Origin of the sequence: Halomonas sp. A3H3 (assembly GCF_000982975.1) — a bacterium.
Classification (GTDB): Bacteria; Pseudomonadota; Gammaproteobacteria; order Pseudomonadales; family Halomonadaceae; genus Vreelandella; species Vreelandella titanicae.
In genome coordinates this window covers 4,530,379-4,553,807 of the sequence record NZ_HG423343.1, presented here as the reverse complement: position 1 = coordinate 4,553,807, position 23,429 = coordinate 4,530,379, and the positions used below count along the sequence as shown (strand labels likewise).

The window sequence follows — 23,429 nt, the reverse complement described above, 5'->3', positions numbered from 1 at the left end:
TAATCGATTATCTCAGCCGATAACCCACTCCAGTCAACGTCTCTATCCGCGCAGACTGGCTGCCAAGTTTGCGGCGCAAGGTGCGTACAATGGCATCAACCACATTGCTGCCTCCTTGATATCGGGTACCCCAGACATGCTGCAACAGCTCACGACGGGACACTGCCTTACCCTGGTGTTCGACCAAATAGCGCATGACACCGAACTCAAGGGGCGTCAGCGCAACGAAGCCTTCCGCCAACATCAGTTGCCGGGCTTCGACATCTAACAAGGCAGGATCACGCTTTATGCCCAGCTCGGCCGCGGCAAGCTCCGCCAGCCAGCCATCCACAGACTCCGGCCCGAAATCGAGCACCGCACTCGGATAGCAAACGCCATCCAGTTCCACCTCCCATCCGCCAAGGGCTTCAAACCCCAGCCGCTGCGCCACTTGCCGGTAAGCGCCAAGATCGGTCGCCGTAAGATAGACCCGCCGCAGCCCAGGGCGCAGCTCCATGTAACTACGCTTGAGATCCAGCCAGATAGCCGCCTGTATTTCACTGGGTGAATCGCCTTCCTTGAGACTTAGCCAGCGGCGACAAAATAACGCCACCTCGCCCGACCGCATAGGCGACTGTTCAAGATGGGAATACCACTGGGCGGTCACCGGGTCATTGAGCAACCAACTGGGTTCAACCTGGTCGGAGCGCAGTTTGCAATACAGTCCTTCTACTTCCCCGGTCACGCCGCGCACGATGGAAAACGCCTGGGGCATGCGCCGCCACCATTGCAGCAGAAGCTCGCTGGCCTGACGGCCATCACGGGCGCGGACAATCCCGGTAAGGGCTTCATCGTCTTGAGGCTGTGCCGCTTCCACGCTGTGAAGCGTCGTCACGGTGGGGAAAAATGCCTCACGCACCACGGGGTTTTCAATCAGGTAGAGCATGTCCGCCGTATAGCGCCAGAGATCGTCGCTGGCCGCGAATTGCGACTCGCTAACCAGTTGTCGCCAGGCCGACCGACGATAGTCCAGGTAGCGGCTAGGGTCGCTGGCATGCAGGGAGCGGGCAAGCGGATCACGCACGGCCTCATGAATAATCAGCCCGTCATGCATGCCATCCACAAAAGGCAACCTGCGCAGCCGCTCGTAGGCATCCTGGGGATCTAGTTCCGGAAACAATGCCTGTAACAGAGAGACCGTCACCCGGCGTAGCACCACGGCGCCCTCCAGCACATGTCGGCTCGCTGAATCTTCCACATCGGCAAGAAACATCCGACTCAGCTCATCAACCGCGTGCTGTAGCACCGTCTCTTGCGGCCACGAACGGGCGTGGTTTTCCCGGCTGGCGGTGGCCGCCAGTTTCAGCGCCAGCGGATGACCATGGGCGGCCCGGATCAGGGAGACCGCGTCTTCCTCTTGTATGCCATGCAAGTTAAGGAGCACTTGAGCCTCCGTCGGGCTCAACGGCTGTACCGGCACACTCTGAACCAGGCGCCCCCAGTCCGGCGCCGCAAACCAGACATCCAGAGGGCGTTGGCGACTGAAAAAGACGATGCGTACGTTATCCGGCAACAACGGGACAAATACCTGACGCAGCCAGGTATCGAGCAGCCTGAACACTTCGTAGGTATCCAGCGCAAGAAGAACTGTGGGGCTCAGCAGGCCCAATCGCTCCACCAGCGTATCCACCCCCGATCCGCCATCCCCAATGGCGACACCTAGCGCATGTAAAAATCCAGGTTCGGTGGGCTCTATGTGGCGACAGTCCAGTCGGATGACGCTAGCACCTGCGTCCTCCGCCTCGGCCGCCAATATGTCCAGCAGCGCCGTCTTACCAATGCCGGTAATACCATAGACATGCGCCACCCGAGGCCCTGCCGTCGCAAGCACACCGCGAAGAGTATCAAGCTCATTAGTGCGGCCAACGAAACCCTGATAGGCCCGGTTGGTCGTCAAATCCGACGTCCATTGCCACATGGCTGGTTTCTCTACGTGTCAGGCTTAGCTGATACCTGAGTTCAGCATAGCTACAAATACCACCCGACACAGTAGTTGCGCGCCGAACGATGACACTCAGATGCAATTCTCACGTAATTCTCATCAGTTCCTCACATCCCGCGAGCGATTCAGCGCTATAACAAAAGATACCCAAAAAGAAATATCACAAAAGCCATCCAACGACGTTAGGAGGAGACGACATGAATCCCCAATGGAGCCTGAAAGGCGACTACCTCGAAAGCTGCAATTGCAAAGGTGCCTGCCCGTGTATCTTCCTCGGCAGCCCTACCGAGGGTGAATGTACCGCCCTGGTGGGCTGGCACATTACTCAAGGCCAGTTCGAGGCGGTGGATCTCGGCGATAGGAATGTGGCCATCGCCCTGCATTCCCCCGGCCCCATGGCCGAGGGCAACTGGAAAGTCGTGCTGTATATCGACCAGCGGGCAGATGAGGCCCAACAGGAAGCGCTAAGCCGCATCTTCGGCGGCCAGGCTGGTGGCCACCCGGCGCTGTTGGCCACCTTTATCGGCGAGGTGCTCGCGGTAGAACACCTTCCCATCCAGTTTGAAGTGGAAAAGGGGCATCGACATCTGAAACTTGGCCAATCCGCCAACACGGAAATTACCGCCCTGGAGGGCCAGAACGGCGCTGAGGTGACCATTCATCATCACCCGTTGGCGGTAGCGCCGGGCGAGTCTCTGGTAGTGGCCAAGTCGCAATCGTTGCTGCACCGTGCTTACGGCATCAACATTGATCTTAGCGAACGCAGTGCGTTTTATTCACCCTTCGCTTACAGCGGGTCTTGAGGGGGCATTGGCGATGGAACTGACGATGAGCACTCTCCATGCCCGGGAACGCTTACTAACCTGGTTAGCACTGATAACCGTGGCAATATTGGCGTGGGGTTACCTGATTATGCACGGCATGCACGCGCAAATGCCGATGAATGGGGAGATGGCCAGCACAGGCGACGACGGCATGAGCGTGCTGGTCACGGCCACTGTGATGTGGAGCGTGATGATGGTGGCCATGATGCTACCCAGCGCTAGCCCCATGCTGCTTACTTTTCTGCGCATCCACCAGCAGCGCGAACGCAAGGCAGGTGCCAGCGCAGCCACCTGGGTTTTCATAGCAGGTTACCTTGCCGTGTGGCTGGCGTTTGCGGTGGCAGCCGCCGTCATGCAATGGGCATTGCAGCAGAGTGCGCTGTTAAGCTCATCCATGGGCCACGTCACCCCACTGTTGGGAGGCGCCCTGCTGGTAACCGCAGGTGCTTTCCAGTTCAGTGATCTTAAACAGGCCTGCCTGAACAAGTGTCGTTCGCCCTTAAGCTTTCTGATGACCGAATGGCGCGAAGGCAACGGCGGAGCGCTGATCATGGGGCTCCGCCATGGCGCCTACTGCACCGGCTGCTGCTGGGCCTTGATGCTGCTGATGTTTGTCGGCGGCATTATGAGCCTAGTTTGGATGGCGGGGCTAGCCCTTTATTTTCTAGCAGAGAAGCTACTCCCCCAAGCAGAACGGATTAGCCAAATCAGCGGGTTCCTGCTTACTGGTGTAGGCGTCATCGTTTTGCTGTCTGCTGCCTATTAAATCGTACCTGGGATAATTACCTTGGCCTTTTGGTGGGGCCACTCCCGCAGCGTTGGCAAAATAAAGGGCGCCTATATCAATATCGGGATTATGGAGTACTCCTGACACTGATATACGCGCCCATAGCTCAGAGTCTTGCGCTATCGAACGTTAGACGTAAAAGTCCAGATCCTCTTGGGCTTTTAGCAGATCGCGCATCTTGATGGGATCGTCGCCAAAGAAGAAGATGAGCCCCCAATGAGTCCCGAAAGCAGACCGGTCAGGCACTGTCTCTTCTGCCGGTGCGACCAGTTCGTGTGACTCGAAGTACGGGTGATTAATCGTCTCTTCAGGCATTTCCAGCTTGCTGACAACACGACGGCGTGGGTAGACACCGAAACAACCTGCGTAACCCTTCGCATCGACTACTTCGCGGGGGAAGAACGCCGCTACTTCTTCTTTCGTGCTTTTCGGGTCGAACACCAACATTGACGCTTGATAGGCGTTGAAACCGTAGGCTTTTTCGATCAGTTCGAAAGCTTTGAAGCCGGGTGGGCGGTAGGCAACTTCGCCAAAGTACATCTCACCGTCAGCTGTCACGAAGTACTCGGGGTGAATCAAGCCGAACTGGATATCGAAGGTTTTGATCAACAGCTCGATCTGTTTGGTGATCGCATTGCGCCAGCTCTCAAGCTCCTGGGTAGCAGGCACGAACACCGAGTAGCCTAACGTCACGTATTCCGAAATATTCAGGAACTGAATTTTGCCATCGTGTATCCAGGCTTCAACGGCAAACTCCCAGCCGCTCAAGTGACTCTCCATCAGCAGCGGATACTCTTCATCCGGAATGTTATCAATTTCTTCTAACGTGCGGATCATCCGGTGGCCAAGACAACCGGCTTTATCGAATGCTTTGACGTGTATCGGGTCATCCGGATCACCATCAAGCTTGAGCAGCGTTTGATTGACGCGCTTCATAAAGCGGACGATGTCTTCTTTTTCGTGCGCCTCTTCAAATATCCCAACGCGGATACCGCCAAGCTGGGCACGGCGCTTCATCAAGGCCTTATCACGGAATAGAATAGACTGACCAAACATGCGTGGGCTGTCGAGAAGAACGGAGTTGATGGCACCTGACCACTCAACGGTTTCTTCAAACAGTGGGATGGCGACGTCTACGCCTTCAGCCTTCAACTTTTCGGCAATCTCCATGGAACGATCATTCAAGCGAATAAAATCCCAGGAGATGAACGGTATATTGTTCGCGGCACAGAAATCCTCAGCCCATTCAGGAGCAACGACGATATAGCGACGGTCAAACTTTTGCGCCGCCTTAATCGCGTTAATACTCCATCCAAGTAAGGCAATGTAACCTTTGTTCGGATCTTTGGGGGTCTCGGTACCTTTCACCGAGTCCATTTCTGGATCACGCCAGGCCGCTACTGCTTCGGGTAATTGCTTTTCTGATGTTATCGACATTTGATGTCCTCCTTGCTGGTTAACCCAAATTGACTGGGCTGAAACTGGAGCGCACCAAGTGAGCCAAGCCGCAGTCAGTGGTGTTCAGAAACGATTGAGTAAGCCAGCATTAGGGTTTTTTTAGCGCACCCGTCGTAACTAAGCTAGTCGATACGGTTACAAATGGCAATTAAACTGTAAAACTTCTGTTAAATTTCTGTAGAAGTTATCTTGCCAAAAAGATGGGGATAATTTCTAAGAGAAAGGTTAAATAGCAGTTCACAGCCAGCCAATAGCCTGTAGTTACCCAGCTGGTGCTTAGCGACCTATCTCAGTTATTCTACACGCAGTGTTTGCGTTCCATGACCGAAGGATAGCCGTATCTATGTTGGGATTCCTGCAGGGATTTTCCTATGGCCTGTTTATGACCTGCCTGCCCTGGCTACTGGTCGGCCTCTTCAATCCTGGCCTGGCGCTTCCAGTATCGACTACCAGTCGTCTCCAGGTAATCGCCCGCTATTGCCTAGTGGTTCCCTTCATCAGCATGCTGCTATGGCTGACCTCCCTATGGGGTGGTTTCAGCCCCAGCCTGTTTGGCTGGTTGACAGGCATCGTCGCCATTCCTGTAGCACTTCCTATCGAGCGAACGCTACGCGGCTGGCTGGCCCGCCGCCGCGTGCGTCGCCATGAGGCTCAACGAGAGGCCGCAGCACAGCAGCGCCGTGCTCAAGAGGAGCGCAACGCCTATGAAACGGGTGTGTCGGTGCTCGACCCCGCAAGGCCACCCGTGGGGGCCGACGATCTAGTCTTGGCCATGTGCCGGGCCAAGCAGAACTTGCTCGATGTGCACCGTCCCGACTTGGCAATCCTGACAGACCGCCTATACAGCCGCTACCGCCATGTGATGGACGTACTAGGCGACCGATTCCATACTGGCGAGCTGGCTTTCGAGCGCTCGCAAGGCTTGGTCACTCAAGTCTGTTTCGGCGCGGTGGATACGTTGACGACCATGGCCTCCCAAGCACGTGGTGTGGTTAGCGTGGACGGTAATTACGTACGAGGTCGACTGGAGCGGGAAGGCAAACGATTAAGCGATGAAGAGCGTGCTGCCCTGGTGCGTCGCCTCGATTTGCTAGTGGAAACCGAGCACCGGCTGAATAAGCTCTCTGCCCGCATCGAATCCGCCTTGACAGTGCTCGACGATACCGCTGTTTCCATGGCGCGCATCGAGACGGCTCGCCCCCAGGCGTCGGTCACCACCGAAAAAGCGCTGGAAGATCTGCGCCGCTTCGTCGAAGGGGCCGATCGTTATGGCCGCAAGGATTAAGCTGACAGGCAATGCTAATGTGCAATTTTCACTCTGTTGTATTTAAACCGTTTTATTTCATTGCATTTTTAATAGCTTTATAGCCCAGGAGATCTCTATGGCTCAGCAATCCGATGACAAACGACGCCTCTCCCTGCCACCGGTGGACGAGATCGCTGACCAGTTGGGAGCTAGTCGATTGGGTGCAAGTCAGGCTGAATCGGTAACCCCCGATGAGCGTGATATCGACCCTGAGCTTGAGGCGATGGCCGACCGTTTTGTCGAGGATATCCTCGCCGAAGGTGATGAGGAGTCAGTAGTTCGCCAGCGCCGTGCCGTGGATGAGATGGGCCTTGAACTGCAGCAGCAGGCTGCCCATCGCAGCGCCATGCTGCAAACACCGCTGCGTAAGTTGGCCCACCAAGGCGACGAAGGTGGGCCGGTTGCCAAGGCACTGACCGATCTGCGTGGGCGCATGGAAGGGCTCGACCCTGCACGCCATCGCCTGGCGCCGACTACATTGGATCGCGTTCTGGCGGTCATTCCCGGCCTGGATAGCCGCTTGCAGCGCTACTTTCGTAAGTTCGAGAATACCCAGCAGGCGCTGGATGCGATCATTGAGGATCTGGAAAGTGGTCGCGACATGCTGCATCGTGACAACCTCACCCTGAACGATGACCAGCAGGCGTTAACTAAAATCCTTGGCGAGCTGAACCGCCAAATTGCGCTGGGCCGGATGATTGACCACCGCCTACAAGATGAAATAGCCGCTCGCGATGGCGATGATCCGCGGCGTCAATTTCTTGAGGAAGAGCTGCTCTTTCCTCTTCGCCAGCGCATTGTCGACCTACAGCAGCAACTGGCGGTAAGTCAGCAAGGTATACTGGCGCTAGAGGTGATCATCCGCAACAACCGGGAATTAATGCGCGGTGTGGACAGGGCCATTAACGTCACCGTCTCGGCGCTCACCGTTGCGGTCACGGTGGCCATGGCAATGGCTAATCAGCGCCTGGTGCTGGATCGCATCGAAGCCCTCAATACGACCACATCGCAGATGATTGGCGGCACTGCCAAGGCCCTGCGACAGCAAGGCGTGGACATCCAGAAGCGTGCCTCCTCCGCAATGCTCGACATGCAAGTGCTTGAGGAGGCTTTCAGCGAGGTGATGGGCGCCATCGACGATCTATCAAGCTATCGGCAAGAGGCCCTACCCCGCCTGGACGAGCAGATCGACCGCCTGGCTACCCTGGCAAAGCAGGGAAATGCGTCCATCGCGCGTCTTCAAGAAGGCAGCGAATCGCAACCACAAGAGGGCCGCGACTCCAGCTAACTGTTCAGGCTTTTTTAAGTGAAACGCATGGTTTGAACAAGGTTAGTTGAATAAGCTATTTGAAACGAGAAGAGGCATCCCGGAAGGCTTTACGCATCAACTCCCAAGAGTCTTCCATACCTTGGCGGACAGTCTCCCAGGCCGCTTCGCTGGCATGCTGAAGCTCATCAAGTCTTTGTTGAGTCTCCGCCTGGCGCTTCTTGAGTCGATCGATGTCCTCTTGGTACTTCACCCTCGCCTCGTCGCTCGCCTGGCGAGCCTTGGCAGTCAGCTTATCGATATCAGCATTCCACTCGTCGAGCCTGGCTTTCATTTCTTCAACGAATTCGTCACGCTGTCTCATTGTGATATCTCCCCTTCAGTAACGGGCTCCAGTTCGAAGCGGATATCCCCCTGTCTCCAATCCGAGTCATATGTCAGCCCTCTTAGCAGTTGGTATACCCTCGCTATGAATCACTCAGGCGAAACAGGGCTCTAGGACTCGCATCAAGAATGTGCTGGCGATCATCAGCATCTCTAACCCAGTCATTGAGCCATCCGTAAGTATCGTGGTAAGTGTGTTTATTCTCATGGCGCGTCCATGGCCAGTCACTGCCCCACACTAACCGATCACGTCCAAGATGATGCAACAATGCCTGGACATGCGGTCTGAGGTCAAACACAGGCGAACGATAGGGGGCTGAGAGCTTCACCCAGGTTCGTTCTGCCTGTCCTGACTCAAGCAGAAGACGACAGCCTGGGTCTTGCATAGGAACGTCGTCGACTGGCAGCCCAATATGATCAATGACTAACTTCACGCCATGCTCATGTAATGCTGGAAAAATTTCAGGTAACCGGTTCCCTTCCAGATGCAGCTCAAGATGCCAGTCCATAGCTTTAAGATTATCTAGAAAGTCTATCCATTGCGGATCCTTGAGGTTTGGCAATGCGCTGCGCCCCTCAATGAGATTCCATCGCACCCCTACAATACCTGCAGCATCAAGGGCGGCTATCTCCTCTAACGTCGTCTCCTTGGCTAGCTGAACGACCCCGCGATACGCATGATTAAGCCTGGAGAGAATTTCGAGCAGCTGCCGGTTGTCGTTTCCCAAAAAGCTCGGTTGCACCAGTACCCCGCCTCTTAATTTGCAGCTTTCTAGGTTTTCTTGCCAATTCAAAAGTGGTGCAGGACGGGATGGACTGTAGTTAGACCCGTTGGCCTCCTTAACAGCCCCGTAGACATGAGCATGACAATCAAAACCTAATTTCACTTTTGGCACCTCATTACGTTCTGACTGGGGATTTCGTATCCCTGAGTTGTTATACATAAGTCTAGTTCTCTAGAGAACTGGTTGACTGGAAGTATACACGGGTCTTCAATGACCTCAAGAAATCAAGATAACCACTGGGTGACCCTATGCAAGCCAAGTTCTCTGCTAATACGGACGGAAGATTACCCCTGTACGCCAAACTCCGTGATCAATTAGGCTCAAGGATCGCCAATGGTGAGTGGAAACCAGGCGACATGATTCCCTCGGAGAACCGTTTAGCCGAAGAGTATGGCGTTGCTTTAGCAACTATGCGGATGGCCCTGAAGCAGCTGGTCGATGAGGGGCTGCTGGATCGGCGGCGAGGTACCGGCACTTTCGTTAAGCAACCCGCCTTCCGAGCCGATCTGTTTCGTTTTTTCCATGTACATGATGTGGAAGATCCCGATGTACCCGTTATTCCGGAAAGTCGAATTCTCAGTCATCAGGAAGTCGCCCTTCCCGCCGACGTAAAGCAGGCCTTCGGCGAAGAATCAGTCAGCCACTGTATAAAGCTGGAACGTGTACGCCTTTGGTCAGGCGACCCACTGCTGTTTGAAGAAATTTATCTACGCTTACCCGATTTCAACGGGCTCATGTCGCTGAATCCAAAAGCGATGGGTCCTTTGTTGTATCCCGTATTTCTGGAGGAATTCGGGATTTTGATCTCGTCGGCAACCGACGAGCTGTCGTTCGGCACCGCCACTAAGGCCAGTGCAAAGCATCTAGAACTAGCCACTGGGGCACCGGTCGCCGCCATCCAACGCATTGCCCGTAATCCTGCAGGCAGAGTCATCGAGTTTCGACGAGTACACGGAAGGCCAGAGCGGTTCCGCTACCGTGTCACGCTCGGTGATCAACCTGCTTGAGATCGCATTAAATGCACACCTCATCACCCTGCATTTCAAAGAAAGGTAACTAACAATGAAAACATTACAGCTTACGTCTTTAGTTGCGCTATCAGCGTTTACCGCTATGCCTGTCATGGCTGACGACTATCCGAATCGTCCCATCGAAATAATCGTACCGGCACCAGCCGGCGGCGGCACTGACAACGTTGCGCGCATGCTCAATCAGTACCTGCAGGAAGAACTAGGAGAGTCACTTGCTGTGCTTAATGTCGCTGGTGGAGGTGGTGCTATTGGGGTCAACCAGATTGCCCGTGCCAAGCCCGATGGCTACACGCTGCTTTCTACCTGGAATAGTCCTATCACTACCGTACCGCACATGCAGCGTGTTCAGTACTCTTACGAGACATTGACCCCGATCACCAGCACTTCGCAGAGTGCCTACACCATGTGTGTAGCCCCCGACTTTCCAGCTGAAACAGGTGAGGAATTCCTTGCCGAGCTACAGAATAACCCCGGTCAATATACCTATGGCAATGACGGGGTCGGTGGAACCATGCGCTTGGCAGCAGAGCGTATCTTTGAAGCCTATGACATTGAGGCCCGCCCTATTCCTTTTGGCGGCGCTGGTGAGACCCTCCAAAACTTCCTGGGTGGACACGTGGATATCTACGGTGGCTCCATCACACCTGCACTTCCCTATGTAGAGGATGGAAAGGCGAAGTGCCTACTCGTGACCTCAGCCGACGATAACGAAGCACTCCCCCAGGCATCAGGCCTAGCAGCACTCGGTCATCCCGAACTGGAAACAGTGCTATGGCGCATGATGCTGGCACCAGAGGGTATGGATGAGCAGCGCGTTAACGTCATCGCCGATGCCGTAGCTAGCGCCGTCGAGCATCCTGAGTTCCAAGCGTTCCTGACATCTCAAGGCGAGACGCTGAATCTCGTACGAGGTGAAGAGCTCCGTGAGCGTCTGCATCAGGAAACCGTAGCGATTGGTGAGACACTCGAAAAGCTTGGGCTTAAGAAAAACTAATTAATGACTGAATGGACGGTAACTTGCTCATGAACTTCAGAGATATTATCTCTGGCATCGCCTTCCTCATCTTTGGCTGCACGGTGGTCTGGGTGGGGAGTGGCTTTGATGCCGGCGCCGCTTACGTGCCCATGGGAGTTGGCATTCTGATGTGTCTTTTCTCACTTCCTCTGATCGTTAAGGGCGTGGTGCAAACGCAGCAAAATGACGGTTTGAGCAGCGCCGCCGCCTTAATCGATCATCCGGGAAGGTTTATGGCGACAGTCGCCTGTTGCCTGATCTATTACCTAGCTATGCCAACCGTGGGGTTCTACTCCACTAGCACCCTTTTCATCATTCTGCTGGCTCTGGTACTAGGTGAAAGGCGCCCCATCGTGGTTTTAGGTATTACGGTGGGCTTCATCATCCTCTTATACGGGCTTTTTGCGATGGTGCTAAAACGACCCTTGCCCGTCGAATTTTTCCTGGTTTCCTAAATAGGGTTACACGATATGTTTGATTCCCTGTTCAACGCACTACCTGTGGCCTTGCAACTTGGCTCCGTAGTCAGCCTCTTCGTCGGCACCTTGGTGGGTATCTTGATCGGAGCCCTACCCGGGCTCAACCCGGTCATGGCAATCGCTCTCATGCTCCCGCTGACGTATGGGTTTGATCCAGTAATTGCTCTAGGGTTGGTAGCAGGTATCTACAACGGCTCAATGTACGGTGGAGCTATTCCCGCCATCTTACTAAAAATCCCAGGAACGCCAGCTGCAATCGCGACAACATTCGACGGTTACCCTATGACACGTAACGGCCAGGGCGGGCTGGCTCTCAAGACCGCGTGCTGGTCGTCCGCCATCGGCGGAATTATTAGCGCCATAGCGTTGATGACGCTAGCCCCCCTTTTGGCACAGGTCACGCTTGCCTTTGGGCCGACTGAGTATTTCTGGGTGGCCGTTTTCGGACTTGTAAGCATCGCCGTATTGGTGGGCAGTGATATCAGCAAAGGCATGCTCAGCGCCCTGTTGGGCGTTATCATCGGCCTTGTAGGCGTTGACACAATCAGTGGAGCGGAACGCTATACGTTCGATTCGCTTTATTTAAGTGGGGGGGTCGACCTGATCATTGTACTCATCGGCCTCTACGCGATACCGCCAGTACTGGAGATGGCGGAGAAAAGCAACGCGACTTACTATGATGCAGGAAGCTTCAAGGTTGATGCTAGCGGCAACGCATTCGGTCTGATACGTCAGCACTGGCGCACTTGGACTCGCTCGTCGCTGATCGGCGTTAGTGTAGGTATCTTGCCAGGTGCCGGTGGCAATTTGGCAGCATTGCTGAGTTATAACGAAGCAAAGCGCAAGTCCACGAACCCCGAATCTTTCGGCACGGGCAATCCTGTGGGGGTTGCAGCAGCTGAATCAGGTAACAGTGCCGACAATGCTTCTGCAATGATTCCATCCCTAACGTTAGGGATTCCTGGCAATTTGGTTGCTGCCTTAGTGCTCGGCGCGCTGATGATTCATGGACTTCAGCCCGGCCCACAACTGTTTACGAAGTCGCCTGATGTGGTCTTCGGTTTCATGTGGCAAATGCTGTTTACTGCGATGCTACTCCTGTTACTAGGAGGCATGGTGGCCACCCGCCTATTCGCTCAGGTCTTGCGCATGCCCACCGCACTCTTGGTACCAACGACGTTGGTGCTCATGGCCGTGGGTGTTTATACCGTCAAAGGGAACATGACAGACCTCTATGTAATGCTAGCCTTTGGGTTGCTCGGTTATTTACTCCATCGACTAGCCTTCCCGCTTGCACCAGTAGTGCTGGGAGTACTGTTAGGTCCAATGGCGGAACAAAACTTACGTTTGGCAATGCTGATTTCCCAGGATAACTGGGGATCTCTATTTACTCGCCCTATTTCGCAGGGAATCATCGCACTACTGTTGATGGTGTTATCCACCCAGGCCTGGAAAATACTAAAAAAAGGGCGTCAGAATTAACAACGCTATGAAAGTAATCCCACAGATTTATTGACGAAGGTTGTGCATGGCAGTCAGGCAGCGGCACTGGCCGAAACAGCGCCAACAAACCTTGATGGACAGAGTGCCGCCACTCCCTAAGCTGCTGAATCGATAATGTCGAAGTAGTCATCCAGCAGCTCCGGCAAAAGACTATCGAGCCCACTGGCTTGATTACGGGCGCGCGCTAGCTCCCGCATCAGAGTATCTAGGTGACGCGTCTCTAAATCAGGGTGCTTACGCTTCATCGTTAGCGGCAGCGTGTCGAGAATGGCGGCGATCTCTGCCGCGATTTTGAATAAGGTGAAGATGGCAAACTCGCTGGGCACCACCTTACGAGCGGCCAGTTCGTTCTTCTGCTGCAGGCCAATACGGCTCTGGTGATTTCTGTCTATAGCTCGACGTCTAAACAACAACCTCGCCTTAGAAAATTCTCATAAATAGCGCGAAACGAGGCTCTGCGTTCCCATACAGTAGAGGCACCCGCTCAGGAGGAACCAGTGGTTTTTCAATGAGAAGTGGTGAACTGTGGGTAATCCGTTTTATCGGACCGGGCAATCACACGGATTCAAGTCCAGCGGTGATGTCGACCATGAATTTGCGGTCGAACTTTAGAAGAATTCATGGACTGCCCCGGGGGCTCAGAATTCTTCCGATAAAAAAGCGCCGTTTCTGATACGGTTGATCACCTAATACAATGCAAAGGTATTAAAATATGGCTCTTATCTATCACGTCACGAAATCTGTAATAATTACCGAGCCTGCTGGGACTCCCCCAGAATGGTGGGTTGTAGATCTACGTAATGATGAAGACCGCGATGGAAAGATTGTGCAAGGGCGTTTCAAATCAGAAGCAGAGGCTATTGCAGAAGCCGATAGACTTAACGGCTTAAATTAATTTTTGGAGCTTATTCGTCAGCTCCGCTATCCAAAATCGCCACCACCGCCGCTCGGTCAGCATTGAACCGGCGGCGTAGCCCCTCATATTCAGCGAGCAATAAAAGTAGCCCTTTATTGCTCTGCAGGAGTCGAGTAGGCGCTGGCAGCTCATTCGTTAGATACTCCGGCACCTCTAGGCTGCTGCACTGCATTGGCAGCGCCTGATCGCTGAAGCTCGCGCACCCAGTCAACAACCCCATCAGGCAGATCGCTATCAAGCCAGTCACCTGCTTTCGCATCTTGTTCTCCCAATGGTTCGAGGGCCCCGGTGCTGGCGCCTATATCGTCATCAATGGTTTCTAACGTACGCTCACGCGCAGCCAGTGCGTTGCTCAGTGTCTCGATGCGCTGGCGCTGAAACTGCTGGTGCTCGATCAATATCTCGGCACGTTCACGCTGGTGCTCAGCCTCTGCCTGGTATGCATCACGCTCGCCGGTGACGTGCTGCCAGTAGAAATAAACAGCAGCAATACTTATTCCGCCAATACCCACGCCGATCAGCTTGCGCTTGAGCTGCCCGATCATTTGCGCCACCGCCCAATGAAAACCTCATAGAGGTCGTCTGCTTTACTGCGAATCCAATCGGTACCCAGGAACGCCAGGAACACGCACGGCGGGAAGGCAATAATAGTTGGCCAGCCTTGAGACTCAGCTATCCATAGGAATACGGGGAACAGCGGTGTTGCCAAAAGCGTGCACATCACCGCGCCTAGCAGCGACTTCTTTAAGCTGCCGCCCTCGTGAACACCACGAATAAAGCCCATGGTGAACGTCAGGATGGCCACCAAAGTGATGGGCAAGAAATCCAGCAGCCCTTGCCAGAAGTTGGGGTCTCTGCCATTCATAGGGCGTTTCTCTTTTCGTCTTGGATTCATGGCGCACCTCTCGGGCGGGCCTCGTCAGTTAGTCGATGGAAATGCCGCCAGCCGCTTTATAAACACTCAGCAACTCATCAGTAGCCAGCTCCCGCTGGCCATAGCCAGCACCTGGCAGGCTTGCCCAGATTTTGCGGCAAGCATGGATGGCATCACGGATACGGCCGTCATGGATCAGGGAAAGTGCTTTGCACTGGCGGATAAGGTGAATGGCACCTAGATCTTGGCTAGCAGGCGTAAAATCGGGAAGATGGAACCGCTCGACCAGGTCATCCCATGTACGTATCAGGAACTGGTAGCGCCCTGCTGCGCTAGAGTGGATCTCATAAGCAGGCAGCCAAACAAGCTGTCGCGGGTGATCGTCGTAGCTATTGAATGTCTTGCCGCCAACAATCACATTGAAACCGTCCTGATCGCCAAAGGGTGGCGTACCCTCTGCGTAAGCAAGCATATCTAGGAAAGCTGCAACGTCACTATTGCGAGTATCGACCGGCGCAGTAGGCTCGAAGTGCAGCAGCTCAGCCTCCTCAAGCCAATGAGTAGGTGAATGAGCAGACATGATCAAACCTCGAAACTAGATATTCAGAAATGCAAAAGCCCCGCCGGGTAACCGACAGGGCTTCAAAAAGTGATGGCTAATCGCGCAGCTTGCGCAGCCTAGATAAAATACTGCCTCAATCACGACACTTAGGAAAATAGTTTTTTACACAGTTTTTTCGATGAAAGCAGTGGCGAATTTGAGCTTTCCAATGAGCCGAATGGGGCCTATATTAAGTGAATTAAGAGCCTGTTACCGACCCAAAACGAACGTGCCGGGAATACAGCAGGTGCGGGAATTGAACTAATAGAAAATAATAGCCCGAAGGATCGTTGGCTTGGGAGAATCAGGCAGGCTGCATTTGCTGGAAAAGTGCTAAGACGTTTATCCAATCATAGAATTGGCAGTCTATTATATGTTAGTTGTCTAGAAAATCATTTTTATCTACATGTGAAAGTATTTTTTTGCATTTTATATGAGAAAGCTATGAATTCAATTTTGAAGATCTATTTAAAAAAAACACAAGAAGAGAATGCTAAAAATTCTGTCGGCAGCATTTGTGATAGATGTTATGTGAGTGCATATTATTTTAAAGAAATAAACACTGACTTGTATATTGAAAAAACTTGCCTAATATGCTCAGAAAACATGTGAGAGGAATCATTCTGGAGGATATTGTTCCTACATTATCTGAACGTATTCCAAACCACTATGATTGCATTGAAAACGATCTCTCGAATTCAATATCACTTAGCGAAATATTAAAGCGCTTTACATACAATAACGATAGAGTCATAGAGAAGCTTATCTTCTTGTTATGCAAAACAGCCCCTGATTTTTTTCAAGAGAAAGGAAGATATAAAGAAACCCTTGATGATGTACTCATTAAAACCTACAAAGAAGAAGCTATAGATGAGTGGCATAAATTATCGAAGGAGGTAAAGCATACTCGCCGCTTCACCAATACCAAAGCGACTAGATTTTATGAAAGCCTAATTGACGCTTGTAATTTTCATGTAGAAAAAAATAGTGCTGATTTTAACGCAGCATTAACAAAAATAGATAAAGGAACGAGTTTATTTAGAGGACGAATTGTAAAAGGTGAAACTCATAAAAACACTATAAAATCAAATTTAAAAAAAGAGTTAGGCGCCCCTCCAGAGAGTTTGGCAACGAGTAACCGCATGAGCCCTTCGGGGATATCTTTTATGTATACATCCGGAGATCATGAAACTGCAATCGCAGAACTTCGTCCCTATGTCAGTGATATCATTGCAATTGGAGAATTTATATCGACTAAAGATCTCAATTTTTTTGACTTCACACTTTTAGACAACGTGCGGCAAAAAAAGCCAATATTTTGGAAAACCCTAAAAAAAGCAAGTCCTTTAAAGATAGATACTTGTTAAATGAACTGCATGGACTTGTTTCGAAAGCAGTCAGGCCTTCGGATACTACTTATATAAATCTTCAAATTTTTTCTGAAACCATTCGCAATTATAATGATGGCATGTTCGATGGAATTATATTCAAATCATCACAGAGGGCAGGAGGTTTAAATTATGTTCTGTTTGGTGATTATTCTGAAGCTGAAAACGCCAAAGAATATCATGTGTCAATAGATAGTGATTGCAAAGTCAAATTTTATAAAGTAAAAGAAGTCAAAACTGCAATAGAGAAAATTGAATAGGAAGCAACCATGGAACATAATCTCATCAACTACTAACAAGGCGTTGCACACGGATAAATTGTTCGCTGCTGGCGCAATTTGCCGGTGAACGCAGAGTTAAATGCCAAAAAATAGGAGAATGACATGCCGTTGACTATCGAATCTGCACTTGAAGATGTGGCCATTGAACGTACCGAGAAAACCGAAGCAGGTTATTCGTTCTGGCTAAAGGAAATCCCGGTGGAAGTTCGGGTAGCACTTTCAGTAAATCCGGCTAGTGGCGGGTTTAATTTTCACCTCAGCCACTACATCAACACCCCATCGCAAATAGGAGTATATCGTCCTAGCCGACTAGGGGGGGATTATGAAGCATATGCCCTTCGCCAAGCGGTTACCGCTATTACGCACTACTATAACGTGGCAGTTGAAGCAGGTCACGAGCCAAGTCAGAAATGGCTAGTCTCAAATGAGCTTGGCATCTAACAAGGGCAGCAGTCTGCGGCCGATGACCACCGGACGCCCTTTACATGGCTCCTTTGTCGCCACTCTAAGGCCGCCGCTGTGCTATAGTGATATATTTCAGGGGATTGAGTATGAGTTATACGGTACGAACGCTTAGTGTCGATGAAGTTCGGGAAGTGCTTGAAGATGAAGGCTACGATAGTATTCTAGAGCATATCGAAGAGCGGGAGGGAAAGTATCACCTCAAACAGAGTGCCTCTGAGATATCGAAATTACCCTCCTACCACTATGCCTTAGGAATCACTTTATTGGCACTGGGCAACAATGAGGCGGCTGAAGAAGCCTGCGGATCTCTATGGCGGTATCTAGGCCCAGCTGGACAAACCGATGTCTCATACATTTTCGGTCGCCTTCTTTCGAAGATGTATGGTAAATAAAATCAATCATAACAAGGTATTAAGTTTGTTCCGAGACGATGGCCCTCCCCCGGGCGCCCTTGTCAGGGCACCTCTTATGGCTAACGTTAAATTTGAGAGAATTTAAGCTCCGAGTTGAATATGAAAACAAGAAAGATATTCATTGACACCCAAGCCTTTATGCAGCAAGGATTCAAGTTTGAGGGAAGCGTACTCAATAGAATAAAAAAGCTAGGTCGCTCAAATCTTATCGAAATATATCTATCAGAAGTAGTTAAAAGGGAAGTCAGTAGCAAGATATCAGAAAAAATAAAAGAAGCTAAGAAAAAAAGTAGTGACTTTATTAAAGAGCTTTCGATACTGGAAAGCGAAACTCCAAAAGAGGTAATCGACTTTATTAATTTAGTTGAAAAACATGACTTACAAGAACTTGCTCTGTCTAAATGGAATAAATTCATTGAAGATTCCAAAGCCATCATTCTTGATCCAAATGATATTTGCAATATTGAACTTCTTTCGCTGTATTTTGATGGAAAATACCCTTTTAGTGATGGAAAGAAAAAAAATGAATTTCCAGATGCTATATCGACTCTAAGCCTCAAGGCGAAAATGTCTCAACCGGATGATCTCGTATACGTAATTAGTAATGATGGAGACTTAAAAGGGTTTTGTGAAAAAGAAGCCAATTTTATCAATTTAAGCCAACTCTCTGAATTTCTAGATCTATACAATAGAGCTGAAGAGAGGCTAACAAATATTGTTCATGAGTATGTTGATAACGAAATTGACTGGATCTCTGAAAATATAAAGGAAGCGTTTTTAAATAGTGGCTTTACATTCTCTGCAAATTATGAGGCAGAAGTTGACAATGTCATTGTTACTGGTATCACTACTCATGAAATCGACGTGATTGAAATTGAAGAAGGTCGAGTTATCATTGGGGTTAGGTGTGAAATCACTTGCACAGCAGATATTAGTGGGCCAGATTACGACACAGCAATGTGGGATAGCGAAGATAAAGAATATATTTTCTTAGAGTATTTTAATGCTAACATGTCGTTTGATGATGTGTATGATATTTCTATTGAGTTGTTTTTTGATGAAGAACAAGGAGAGTTTACAGATATAAGCAGCGTTGAATTTGATGTTGGCTCTGATATCGATCTTTATATTGATGATGGATTTCCATATAAATAAAATTAACAAGCGAATGTAGTCAGACTTATTTCCGCTGCGTTCCAAACCAGCCGCATATGCAGGCTTTAGCCCATCATTGGAATGAGTGAGTATGGACAAAAGTAAAAAAAGCCAAAGCTTGTCGAATGATCTTGCGTTAACGGTAGCGAGATCTGGTGGAGTTGAACTTCCAGCGGAAATTCTAGAGTTCACAATTGATCAAGTTGTAGATGAAGGCATTCTCAAAGATATTCCTATAGTTGGTTGGCTAGCTAAAGGTTTTTCTGTAACTCGTTCAATTTCAGACAGAATTTTTCACCATAAAGTTCTTAGGTTTCTAATAGAGCTTGAAGAAGTCAGTAAAAGTGAGCGCAAAGCGTTCCTCGCTAAAGTTGAGAGTGATACGGGCTATAGGCGTAAAGTCGGAGAGCACTTGCTTGTAATTCTTAATAAGATTGATGCATTTGAAAAAACTTCACTGCTGGCCAAATGTTTTGACCATTACTTAACGCGTGATATTGATTTCCAATACTTTGTAGACCTGTCCTATATTATTGAAAGAACGCCCCTTTCAGATCTAAATGCATTGTGTGTGCCACCGAATAAAAGGGTTATATTTAGCAGCGTGGGCATCGCTGTAGCATGCGGGATACTCGAATTTGGCATCGATTCCCCGAATGCTGGAGAAGACCAGCCAGAGTTAGGTACAAAAATGTCAAAATATGGGAAAGACCTTAGAGATATTTTCCTTGGACAGCTCCGGGAACGACTCGCCAAAGAAAAAGCACAAAGAAAGGTACTTTTTGGGGATGAAAATGAGTGTTTCAGCGACTTTGGCTAACAAATAGCTGTTATCGGTAGCACCTTCAATGGCGCTCCGGTGCGCCGCAAAACAAAGCGTTTCGTATCACCAATAATCCAAGATGGTCATGAAAAACTATATCGTACAAACAGAACACGCTACTCGCGCGTTGGTTGATCTCATCGCTGCTGATCATAAAGCTTTGTCGGATGCAAACGACGCGCTTCGGGGCGCGATGTCGCTATATGATGTCCAGTATCAGGTTTTTAGTGCCAACGAGTTTCATACCGCTGCTAATCATTACCATGCTCAGATGGCTCGAGCGCATCAAGCCAAGGCGGATGTCGATGCAGGGGTGAAATCCATATCGGCTTCAATTGACGCTAAGTCCGCTTCTATCGCAGCGCTATCTGGTGCTTTGCTTCAGGTTGCCAAGCAGGGGTTATCTGTCGTTTACGGTAAGCCTCCAAATACTCCCAAGGGGGCAGAGATATCTGGGTTGCTGGTGAAAGACATAATTTGGGAGGGGAGAAATCAAAGTATCCACTACGAGAACCCAAAGGAAATTTCTGATGCAGTTGTAGAGCTATTTGGAAGAATAGATGGTGCTCGCAACGATGGAGTGTCTTGGGATCCAAGAAGTCGGTACAACTTCGCGTTCGACATTATCAACTTTCTGGGCTGGCTCGATTGGAAGCAGTTCAAGGATCATATGCTGTCCATCCAGCGGCGGTAGCTAAATGGCATCATCAATCTTTCGAGCTAGTGGCCGAAAGCAGAACCTAATACCCACTTCGCTATGGAATTGAGATATTAATTGCGTTGGCCATTCTTCTTGGTCAACGCAATCCAACCTATGCCTGCTTGACCTCACCCACCGCCAACACCTGCCACAACCGCTTACGTGCCCGCTTTCCCGCCACCTGCAACGCCTCCACACTCTCAAAAGGCTTAACACCCTCATTCAATCCCAGCGCCCTGAGTAGCACATCCTGCCGCTCCACCATCTGTCTGGCAGTCACCATCCAAATACTATGACCCATCTTCTCCGGACGGATTCGGGCGGCCTGCATCAGCATCGCCGCTGCCTGGCGTTTGGGCAGTTGATCTAGCAGCACGCCGCAGGCTTTATGCCACTCGCTTTGAGGGTGGTAGCGAAGTGCGGCCAGCATGGCCTGGTCACTACGACCACCGCCTCCAGGTACCTCACCTGCTAGAGCCGTCACACTGAACGGCTGGTAACCAGGGTTGTCGTGACGGCAATCAAGCTGCAGCTCCAGCATGGTGTCAATGATGCGGGACACGGCAGCATCACGCGCTCGTTCATCACTCTTCGCCGCCTCCACGACACGCCAGGGGTTTGCTACCCGCTTCCAATCATCAAACTGCATGCTGCTCCCCTTCTGCTGTGTCATTACCCCTTCCTCCACTCGGTACCACTCTCCAGCGCCAGCCGCTCACCCGCTATTTGCGTTCGGGGCCAACTGGCGTATTCCCTGAGCACTTCCTTGGTCTCCTCAAGCCCTAGCGCCAGCACCGCGCAATAACCTTCGTACTCGCTGTCTTCCAGCCACTTGAATTGGCTATCGGCTAACGGCGCATCCTTGGGCGGGGTGGCCTTGAACTCCAGGTATAAGCCAAACCAACCGCCGCGGGCCTGACGAACGGGGAGATCGGACACGCCCGCCTTTACGCCCTGGCGTTTTAAGTCGCTCGCGGTTTTCTTATTGCGGTGACCGCCGTTGGGCACATGGAAGGTGGCATCGAATAATTCGCCTACCGGGTGGCCGCGCATCTTCTCGCCATACAGCCAACGGATCAGAACCGCTTGCTCCTGCCCTTCCCAATCAACAGGCTTTGCCCGGGGCGCGCCGCTTTTGGTCAGTGCTCGAGGGCGGCGGGGTTTCTGGATTCGTAACGTCACGCCATCCCCCCAGCGATCTGGTCGAGCATTCGTTGCTGGCGCTCCCAACGTTGGTAATCGGCCACGATCCGCTCCAGCATGGCCCTCGCCGTGTCGTTATGATCCAACTCGGCGCGGCTTTGGATGCCACACGAATGACGGATGAAATCGGCGCAATCCTCCGGGCTGTGGGTACCATCGGGCAGCTGCCGATATTCAAGCGCCTTTGCCTGGCGGCGACGGCAATCAAGGTACAAACCGAATCGCACGTTTTGGCACAATAACGCGGCACGGCGCGCTTGCTGCCCACCTTTCTCGGTCATAGAGCACCTCCGGCCACAAACATTAGGCGGTTTTTTAAAACCAGTCCTAAACTAGAAATGATCACTCCCTCCTTAACATTCTGTAACGGAGAGACACGATGAAATTTCAAAAAAGATGCCCAGCAGGAGAATGGGATCCACCGGGCCAAATCCCATGTGTTCCACCGATCAGGATTCCCAGACCAGAACCTCGTTTTCCTGATGATCCAGACTTTCCTGAAGACGAAGTCTGCATACGCTCCTAGTAGGGATTTAATGACATGAAAGATGTAAGCCTTCCCAGTATTCCTGAAAGGCACGACCCAATGTCGTTCGAGGAGGCTATTGATGGCACCTGTTACATGGTTAGGTACATGCAACTGCAGCAAAGACTTTTTAGCAGGATGGCCAACGTGTTCACGTTCACCAGTCTTTTTGGCGGTAGTGCTGCTTTTGCAGGAGTCATCACTGAGCACACGGTTTTGACCGCTACCAGTGGTGTCATTGTTGCAGTAAGTACCATGCTGGATTTTGTAATAGATCCCAAAAAGCACGCAGCTCAATGTCGCAAGGCAAGGCGACGCTTTCAGAGGCTGTACATGAAGAAAGCTGCTTACAGCTTTGAAGAATACGAATGTGAAACGTGCAGGATCGCTTTGATCGACTTCCCCGATATAGAAGGCCTTCGTAGGCCTGCTTTTAACGATACCTGTGTGCAGCTCGGGCGCACAAAAGGAGTGGTTGTTCTCAACAAGTGGGAACGCTTCTTGAAGCTGATCACTTAGAGCTTGATTTAAAACGAACATTACCCTCCATCGCTTGGGGAGCATTGCATTACTTCCCATGTGATATTGGTGAATAGGCGGAGCCTTTATCATAGCAATTCCCAGAAATAGAAAGCCCAGCCTCAGGCCAAAGAAGAATTGAGCAAAGTCACCCAATATCGCTATATTGGTGGCTTCTAAACTAGGGATAAGGGGAAAGCGTTGGACAAGGCCGCCTACCACAAGCGCTGGGATCAGCTCGAGCAGATGCAGCGGGAATACAGCAACCTGCCAGAGTCGGGCGTCGAAAACCTCGAAGCACTGCACAAAATGCTGGTTAACACTTTCCGAGAGTTTGTCGTTGCTTGTTATTGCGACCACTGGCGTGACGCCTACCAGGGCGCTGCGTTCCCCCTCGACGCTGATCGAGATGTACTGATAGCCCGCGCCATCAAAGCTCACCACTGGACACCGGGGATTGCCACCAGCCTCTCCAGCTACGACCTTGCCCTTTCTCTCATTGATGAGTTGGCGACGTTCACACTGACAGAAATGGCCGTTCACGTGTCGTATATGAACCTGCAGGCACTGCCCAAGGCAGATTACCAAGCACTCATTCAACCGCATGAATGACAGCTGATCTGCATCAGCCCCTCGGACGCTTGCTCGGGAATAGAAAGCCACGCCAGTGCCCGTTACAGTGGTAATTGCAGCACCACCCACCCATAGAAAAACATCGACATATGCTGATCAACGGCAACTCTCG

29 protein-coding genes are annotated in these 23,429 nt (G+C 51.2%); 18 read left to right on the top strand and 11 right to left on the bottom strand.

The genetic code is table 11. From position 1 onward, the window contains the following. Nucleotides 1–7 precede the first annotated feature (7 nt). On the bottom strand, nt 8–1,957 hold the full coding sequence (locus tag HALA3H3_RS20645) for a winged helix-turn-helix domain-containing protein (RefSeq protein ID WP_022523441.1): 1,950 nt from the start codon (nt 1,955–1,957) through the stop codon (nt 8–10). A gap of 221 nt (nt 1,958–2,178) precedes the next feature. Between HALA3H3_RS20645 and HALA3H3_RS20640 the strand changes: the two genes are divergently transcribed. After that, a complete protein-coding gene (locus tag HALA3H3_RS20640; protein WP_022523440.1) occupies nt 2,179–2,784 on the top strand; it encodes a DUF1326 domain-containing protein in 606 nt (201 codons plus the stop codon). A gap of 25 nt (nt 2,785–2,809) precedes the next feature. Continuing rightward, entirely contained in the window at nt 2,810–3,571 is a 762-nt protein-coding gene (locus tag HALA3H3_RS20635) for a DUF2182 domain-containing protein (protein ID WP_053857055.1), read from the top strand. A gap of 150 nt (nt 3,572–3,721) precedes the next feature. Here the strand turns inward: HALA3H3_RS20635 and HALA3H3_RS20630 are convergent, their stop codons facing one another. After that, nucleotides 3,722–5,029: an ATP-grasp domain-containing protein gene (locus HALA3H3_RS20630; RefSeq protein ID WP_009287860.1), complete on the bottom strand. Its 1,308-nt coding sequence runs from the start codon at nt 5,027–5,029 to the stop codon at nt 3,722–3,724. A gap of 364 nt (nt 5,030–5,393) precedes the next feature. Here HALA3H3_RS20630 and HALA3H3_RS20625 point away from each other — a divergent pair, with 364 nt between their 5' ends. Both HALA3H3_RS20625 and HALA3H3_RS20620 read left to right on the top strand, forming a co-directional pair. Next, complete coding sequence (locus HALA3H3_RS20625; RefSeq protein ID WP_022523438.1) at nt 5,394–6,335, top strand: hypothetical protein; 942 nt, start codon at nt 5,394–5,396, stop codon at nt 6,333–6,335. 97 nt (nt 6,336–6,432) lie between these two features. After that, entirely contained in the window at nt 6,433–7,644 is a 1,212-nt protein-coding gene (locus HALA3H3_RS20620; protein WP_022523437.1) for a toxic anion resistance protein, read from the top strand. A 55-nt stretch (nt 7,645–7,699) separates the two neighbouring features. Here HALA3H3_RS20620 and HALA3H3_RS20615 read toward each other — a convergent pair whose 3' ends face one another. Both HALA3H3_RS20615 and HALA3H3_RS20610 read right to left on the bottom strand, forming a co-directional pair. Continuing rightward, a complete protein-coding gene (locus HALA3H3_RS20615) occupies nt 7,700–7,987 on the bottom strand; it encodes a sll1863 family stress response protein (protein ID WP_022523436.1) in 288 nt (95 codons plus the stop codon). Nucleotides 7,988–8,090: 103 nt separating this feature from the next. Beyond that, the gene (locus HALA3H3_RS20610; protein ID WP_022523435.1) at nt 8,091–8,951 is read right to left on the bottom strand and encodes an amidohydrolase family protein; all 861 of its coding nucleotides are present in this window, start codon (nt 8,949–8,951) and stop codon (nt 8,091–8,093) included. Between the two features lie 89 nt (nt 8,952–9,040). Here HALA3H3_RS20610 and HALA3H3_RS20605 point away from each other — a divergent pair, with 89 nt between their 5' ends. Genes HALA3H3_RS20605 through HALA3H3_RS20590 form a run of 4 tightly spaced genes read left to right on the top strand, consistent with a single transcriptional unit; the run spans nt 9,041 to nt 12,799 of the window. Continuing rightward, on the top strand, nt 9,041–9,799 hold the full coding sequence (locus HALA3H3_RS20605; protein ID WP_009287856.1) for a GntR family transcriptional regulator: 759 nt from the start codon (nt 9,041–9,043) through the stop codon (nt 9,797–9,799). Nucleotides 9,800–9,854: 55 nt separating this feature from the next. Continuing rightward, a complete protein-coding gene (locus tag HALA3H3_RS20600) occupies nt 9,855–10,817 on the top strand; it encodes a Bug family tripartite tricarboxylate transporter substrate binding protein (RefSeq protein WP_009287855.1) in 963 nt (320 codons plus the stop codon). Nucleotides 10,818–10,846: 29 nt separating this feature from the next. Next, nucleotides 10,847–11,293: a tripartite tricarboxylate transporter TctB family protein gene (locus HALA3H3_RS20595; RefSeq protein ID WP_236557293.1), complete on the top strand. Its 447-nt coding sequence runs from the start codon at nt 10,847–10,849 to the stop codon at nt 11,291–11,293. A 15-nt stretch (nt 11,294–11,308) separates the two neighbouring features. Continuing rightward, nucleotides 11,309–12,799 carry a tripartite tricarboxylate transporter permease gene (locus tag HALA3H3_RS20590; protein WP_022523432.1) on the top strand — a complete coding sequence of 497 codons (1,491 nt, stop codon included), beginning with the start codon at nt 11,309–11,311 and terminating at the stop codon, nt 12,797–12,799. Between the two features lie 116 nt (nt 12,800–12,915). On the opposite strand, the gene HALA3H3_RS20585 is transcribed toward HALA3H3_RS20590, so the two are convergent. Continuing rightward, a complete protein-coding gene (locus HALA3H3_RS20585) occupies nt 12,916–13,230 on the bottom strand; it encodes a terminase small subunit (RefSeq protein WP_022523431.1) in 315 nt (104 codons plus the stop codon). 302 nt (nt 13,231–13,532) lie between these two features. On the opposite strand from HALA3H3_RS20585, the gene HALA3H3_RS20580 reads away from it, so the two are divergent. Continuing rightward, entirely contained in the window at nt 13,533–13,715 is a 183-nt protein-coding gene (locus HALA3H3_RS20580) for a hypothetical protein (RefSeq protein WP_022523430.1), read from the top strand. Between the two features lie 149 nt (nt 13,716–13,864). Here HALA3H3_RS20580 and HALA3H3_RS20575 read toward each other — a convergent pair whose 3' ends face one another. The 3 genes from HALA3H3_RS20575 to HALA3H3_RS20565 are packed head-to-tail and all read right to left on the bottom strand — an operon-like array spanning nt 13,865 to nt 15,190. Further along, a complete protein-coding gene (locus HALA3H3_RS20575; protein WP_022523429.1) occupies nt 13,865–14,281 on the bottom strand; it encodes a hypothetical protein in 417 nt (138 codons plus the stop codon). Next, the gene (locus HALA3H3_RS20570; RefSeq protein ID WP_022523428.1) at nt 14,278–14,631 is read right to left on the bottom strand and encodes a phage holin family protein; all 354 of its coding nucleotides are present in this window, start codon (nt 14,629–14,631) and stop codon (nt 14,278–14,280) included. The genes HALA3H3_RS20575 and HALA3H3_RS20570 overlap by 4 nt, the downstream gene beginning before the upstream one ends. A gap of 28 nt (nt 14,632–14,659) precedes the next feature. Continuing rightward, the gene (locus HALA3H3_RS20565; protein WP_022523427.1) at nt 14,660–15,190 is read right to left on the bottom strand and encodes a glycoside hydrolase family 24 protein; all 531 of its coding nucleotides are present in this window, start codon (nt 15,188–15,190) and stop codon (nt 14,660–14,662) included. 614 nt (nt 15,191–15,804) lie between these two features. Between HALA3H3_RS20565 and HALA3H3_RS27705 the strand changes: the two genes are divergently transcribed. The 7 genes from HALA3H3_RS27705 to HALA3H3_RS20530 all read left to right on the top strand — a co-directional run bounded on the left by HALA3H3_RS27705 (nt 15,805) and on the right by HALA3H3_RS20530 (nt 20,430). Then, nucleotides 15,805–16,578: an RES family NAD+ phosphorylase gene (locus HALA3H3_RS27705; RefSeq protein ID WP_022523426.1), complete on the top strand. Its 774-nt coding sequence runs from the start codon at nt 15,805–15,807 to the stop codon at nt 16,576–16,578. Further along, entirely contained in the window at nt 16,572–16,859 is a 288-nt protein-coding gene (locus HALA3H3_RS27700; RefSeq protein ID WP_053857054.1) for an RES family NAD+ phosphorylase, read from the top strand. Before HALA3H3_RS27705 ends, HALA3H3_RS27700 begins: the two co-directional genes overlap by 7 nt. Before the next feature lie 123 nt (nt 16,860–16,982). Next, nucleotides 16,983–17,321: a hypothetical protein gene (locus HALA3H3_RS20550; RefSeq protein WP_022523424.1), complete on the top strand. Its 339-nt coding sequence runs from the start codon at nt 16,983–16,985 to the stop codon at nt 17,319–17,321. 110 nt (nt 17,322–17,431) lie between these two features. Then, nucleotides 17,432–17,737 (top strand): hypothetical protein, encoded by a 306-nt coding sequence (locus HALA3H3_RS20545; protein ID WP_022523423.1) that lies wholly within the window; start codon nt 17,432–17,434, stop codon nt 17,735–17,737. A 120-nt stretch (nt 17,738–17,857) separates the two neighbouring features. Continuing rightward, nucleotides 17,858–18,913 (top strand): PIN domain-containing protein, encoded by a 1,056-nt coding sequence (locus tag HALA3H3_RS20540; protein WP_022523422.1) that lies wholly within the window; start codon nt 17,858–17,860, stop codon nt 18,911–18,913. Nucleotides 18,914–19,004: 91 nt separating this feature from the next. Beyond that, the gene (locus tag HALA3H3_RS20535; RefSeq protein ID WP_022523421.1) at nt 19,005–19,733 is read left to right on the top strand and encodes a hypothetical protein; all 729 of its coding nucleotides are present in this window, start codon (nt 19,005–19,007) and stop codon (nt 19,731–19,733) included. 88 nt (nt 19,734–19,821) lie between these two features. After that, complete coding sequence (locus tag HALA3H3_RS20530; protein ID WP_022523420.1) at nt 19,822–20,430, top strand: hypothetical protein; 609 nt, start codon at nt 19,822–19,824, stop codon at nt 20,428–20,430. Between the two features lie 118 nt (nt 20,431–20,548). Here HALA3H3_RS20530 and HALA3H3_RS20525 read toward each other — a convergent pair whose 3' ends face one another. Genes HALA3H3_RS20525 through HALA3H3_RS20515 form a run of 3 tightly spaced genes read right to left on the bottom strand, consistent with a single transcriptional unit; the run spans nt 20,549 to nt 21,920 of the window. Continuing rightward, the gene (locus HALA3H3_RS20525) at nt 20,549–21,109 is read right to left on the bottom strand and encodes a hypothetical protein (protein ID WP_022523419.1); all 561 of its coding nucleotides are present in this window, start codon (nt 21,107–21,109) and stop codon (nt 20,549–20,551) included. Next, entirely contained in the window at nt 21,109–21,618 is a 510-nt protein-coding gene (locus HALA3H3_RS20520) for a VRR-NUC domain-containing protein (RefSeq protein ID WP_022523418.1), read from the bottom strand. Before HALA3H3_RS20520 ends, HALA3H3_RS20525 begins: the two co-directional genes overlap by 1 nt. Beyond that, nucleotides 21,615–21,920 carry a hypothetical protein gene (locus HALA3H3_RS20515; protein WP_053857053.1) on the bottom strand — a complete coding sequence of 102 codons (306 nt, stop codon included), beginning with the start codon at nt 21,918–21,920 and terminating at the stop codon, nt 21,615–21,617. The genes HALA3H3_RS20520 and HALA3H3_RS20515 overlap by 4 nt, the downstream gene beginning before the upstream one ends. Nucleotides 21,921–22,180: 260 nt before the next feature. On the opposite strand from HALA3H3_RS20515, the gene HALA3H3_RS20510 reads away from it, so the two are divergent. Further along, nucleotides 22,181–22,684 (top strand): hypothetical protein, encoded by a 504-nt coding sequence (locus HALA3H3_RS20510; protein WP_022523417.1) that lies wholly within the window; start codon nt 22,181–22,183, stop codon nt 22,682–22,684. 201 nt (nt 22,685–22,885) lie between these two features. Beyond that, nucleotides 22,886–23,296, top strand: a complete 411-nt coding sequence (locus HALA3H3_RS20505) for a hypothetical protein (RefSeq protein WP_022523416.1) — start codon at nt 22,886–22,888, stop codon at nt 23,294–23,296. Nucleotides 23,297–23,429 lie beyond the last annotated feature (133 nt).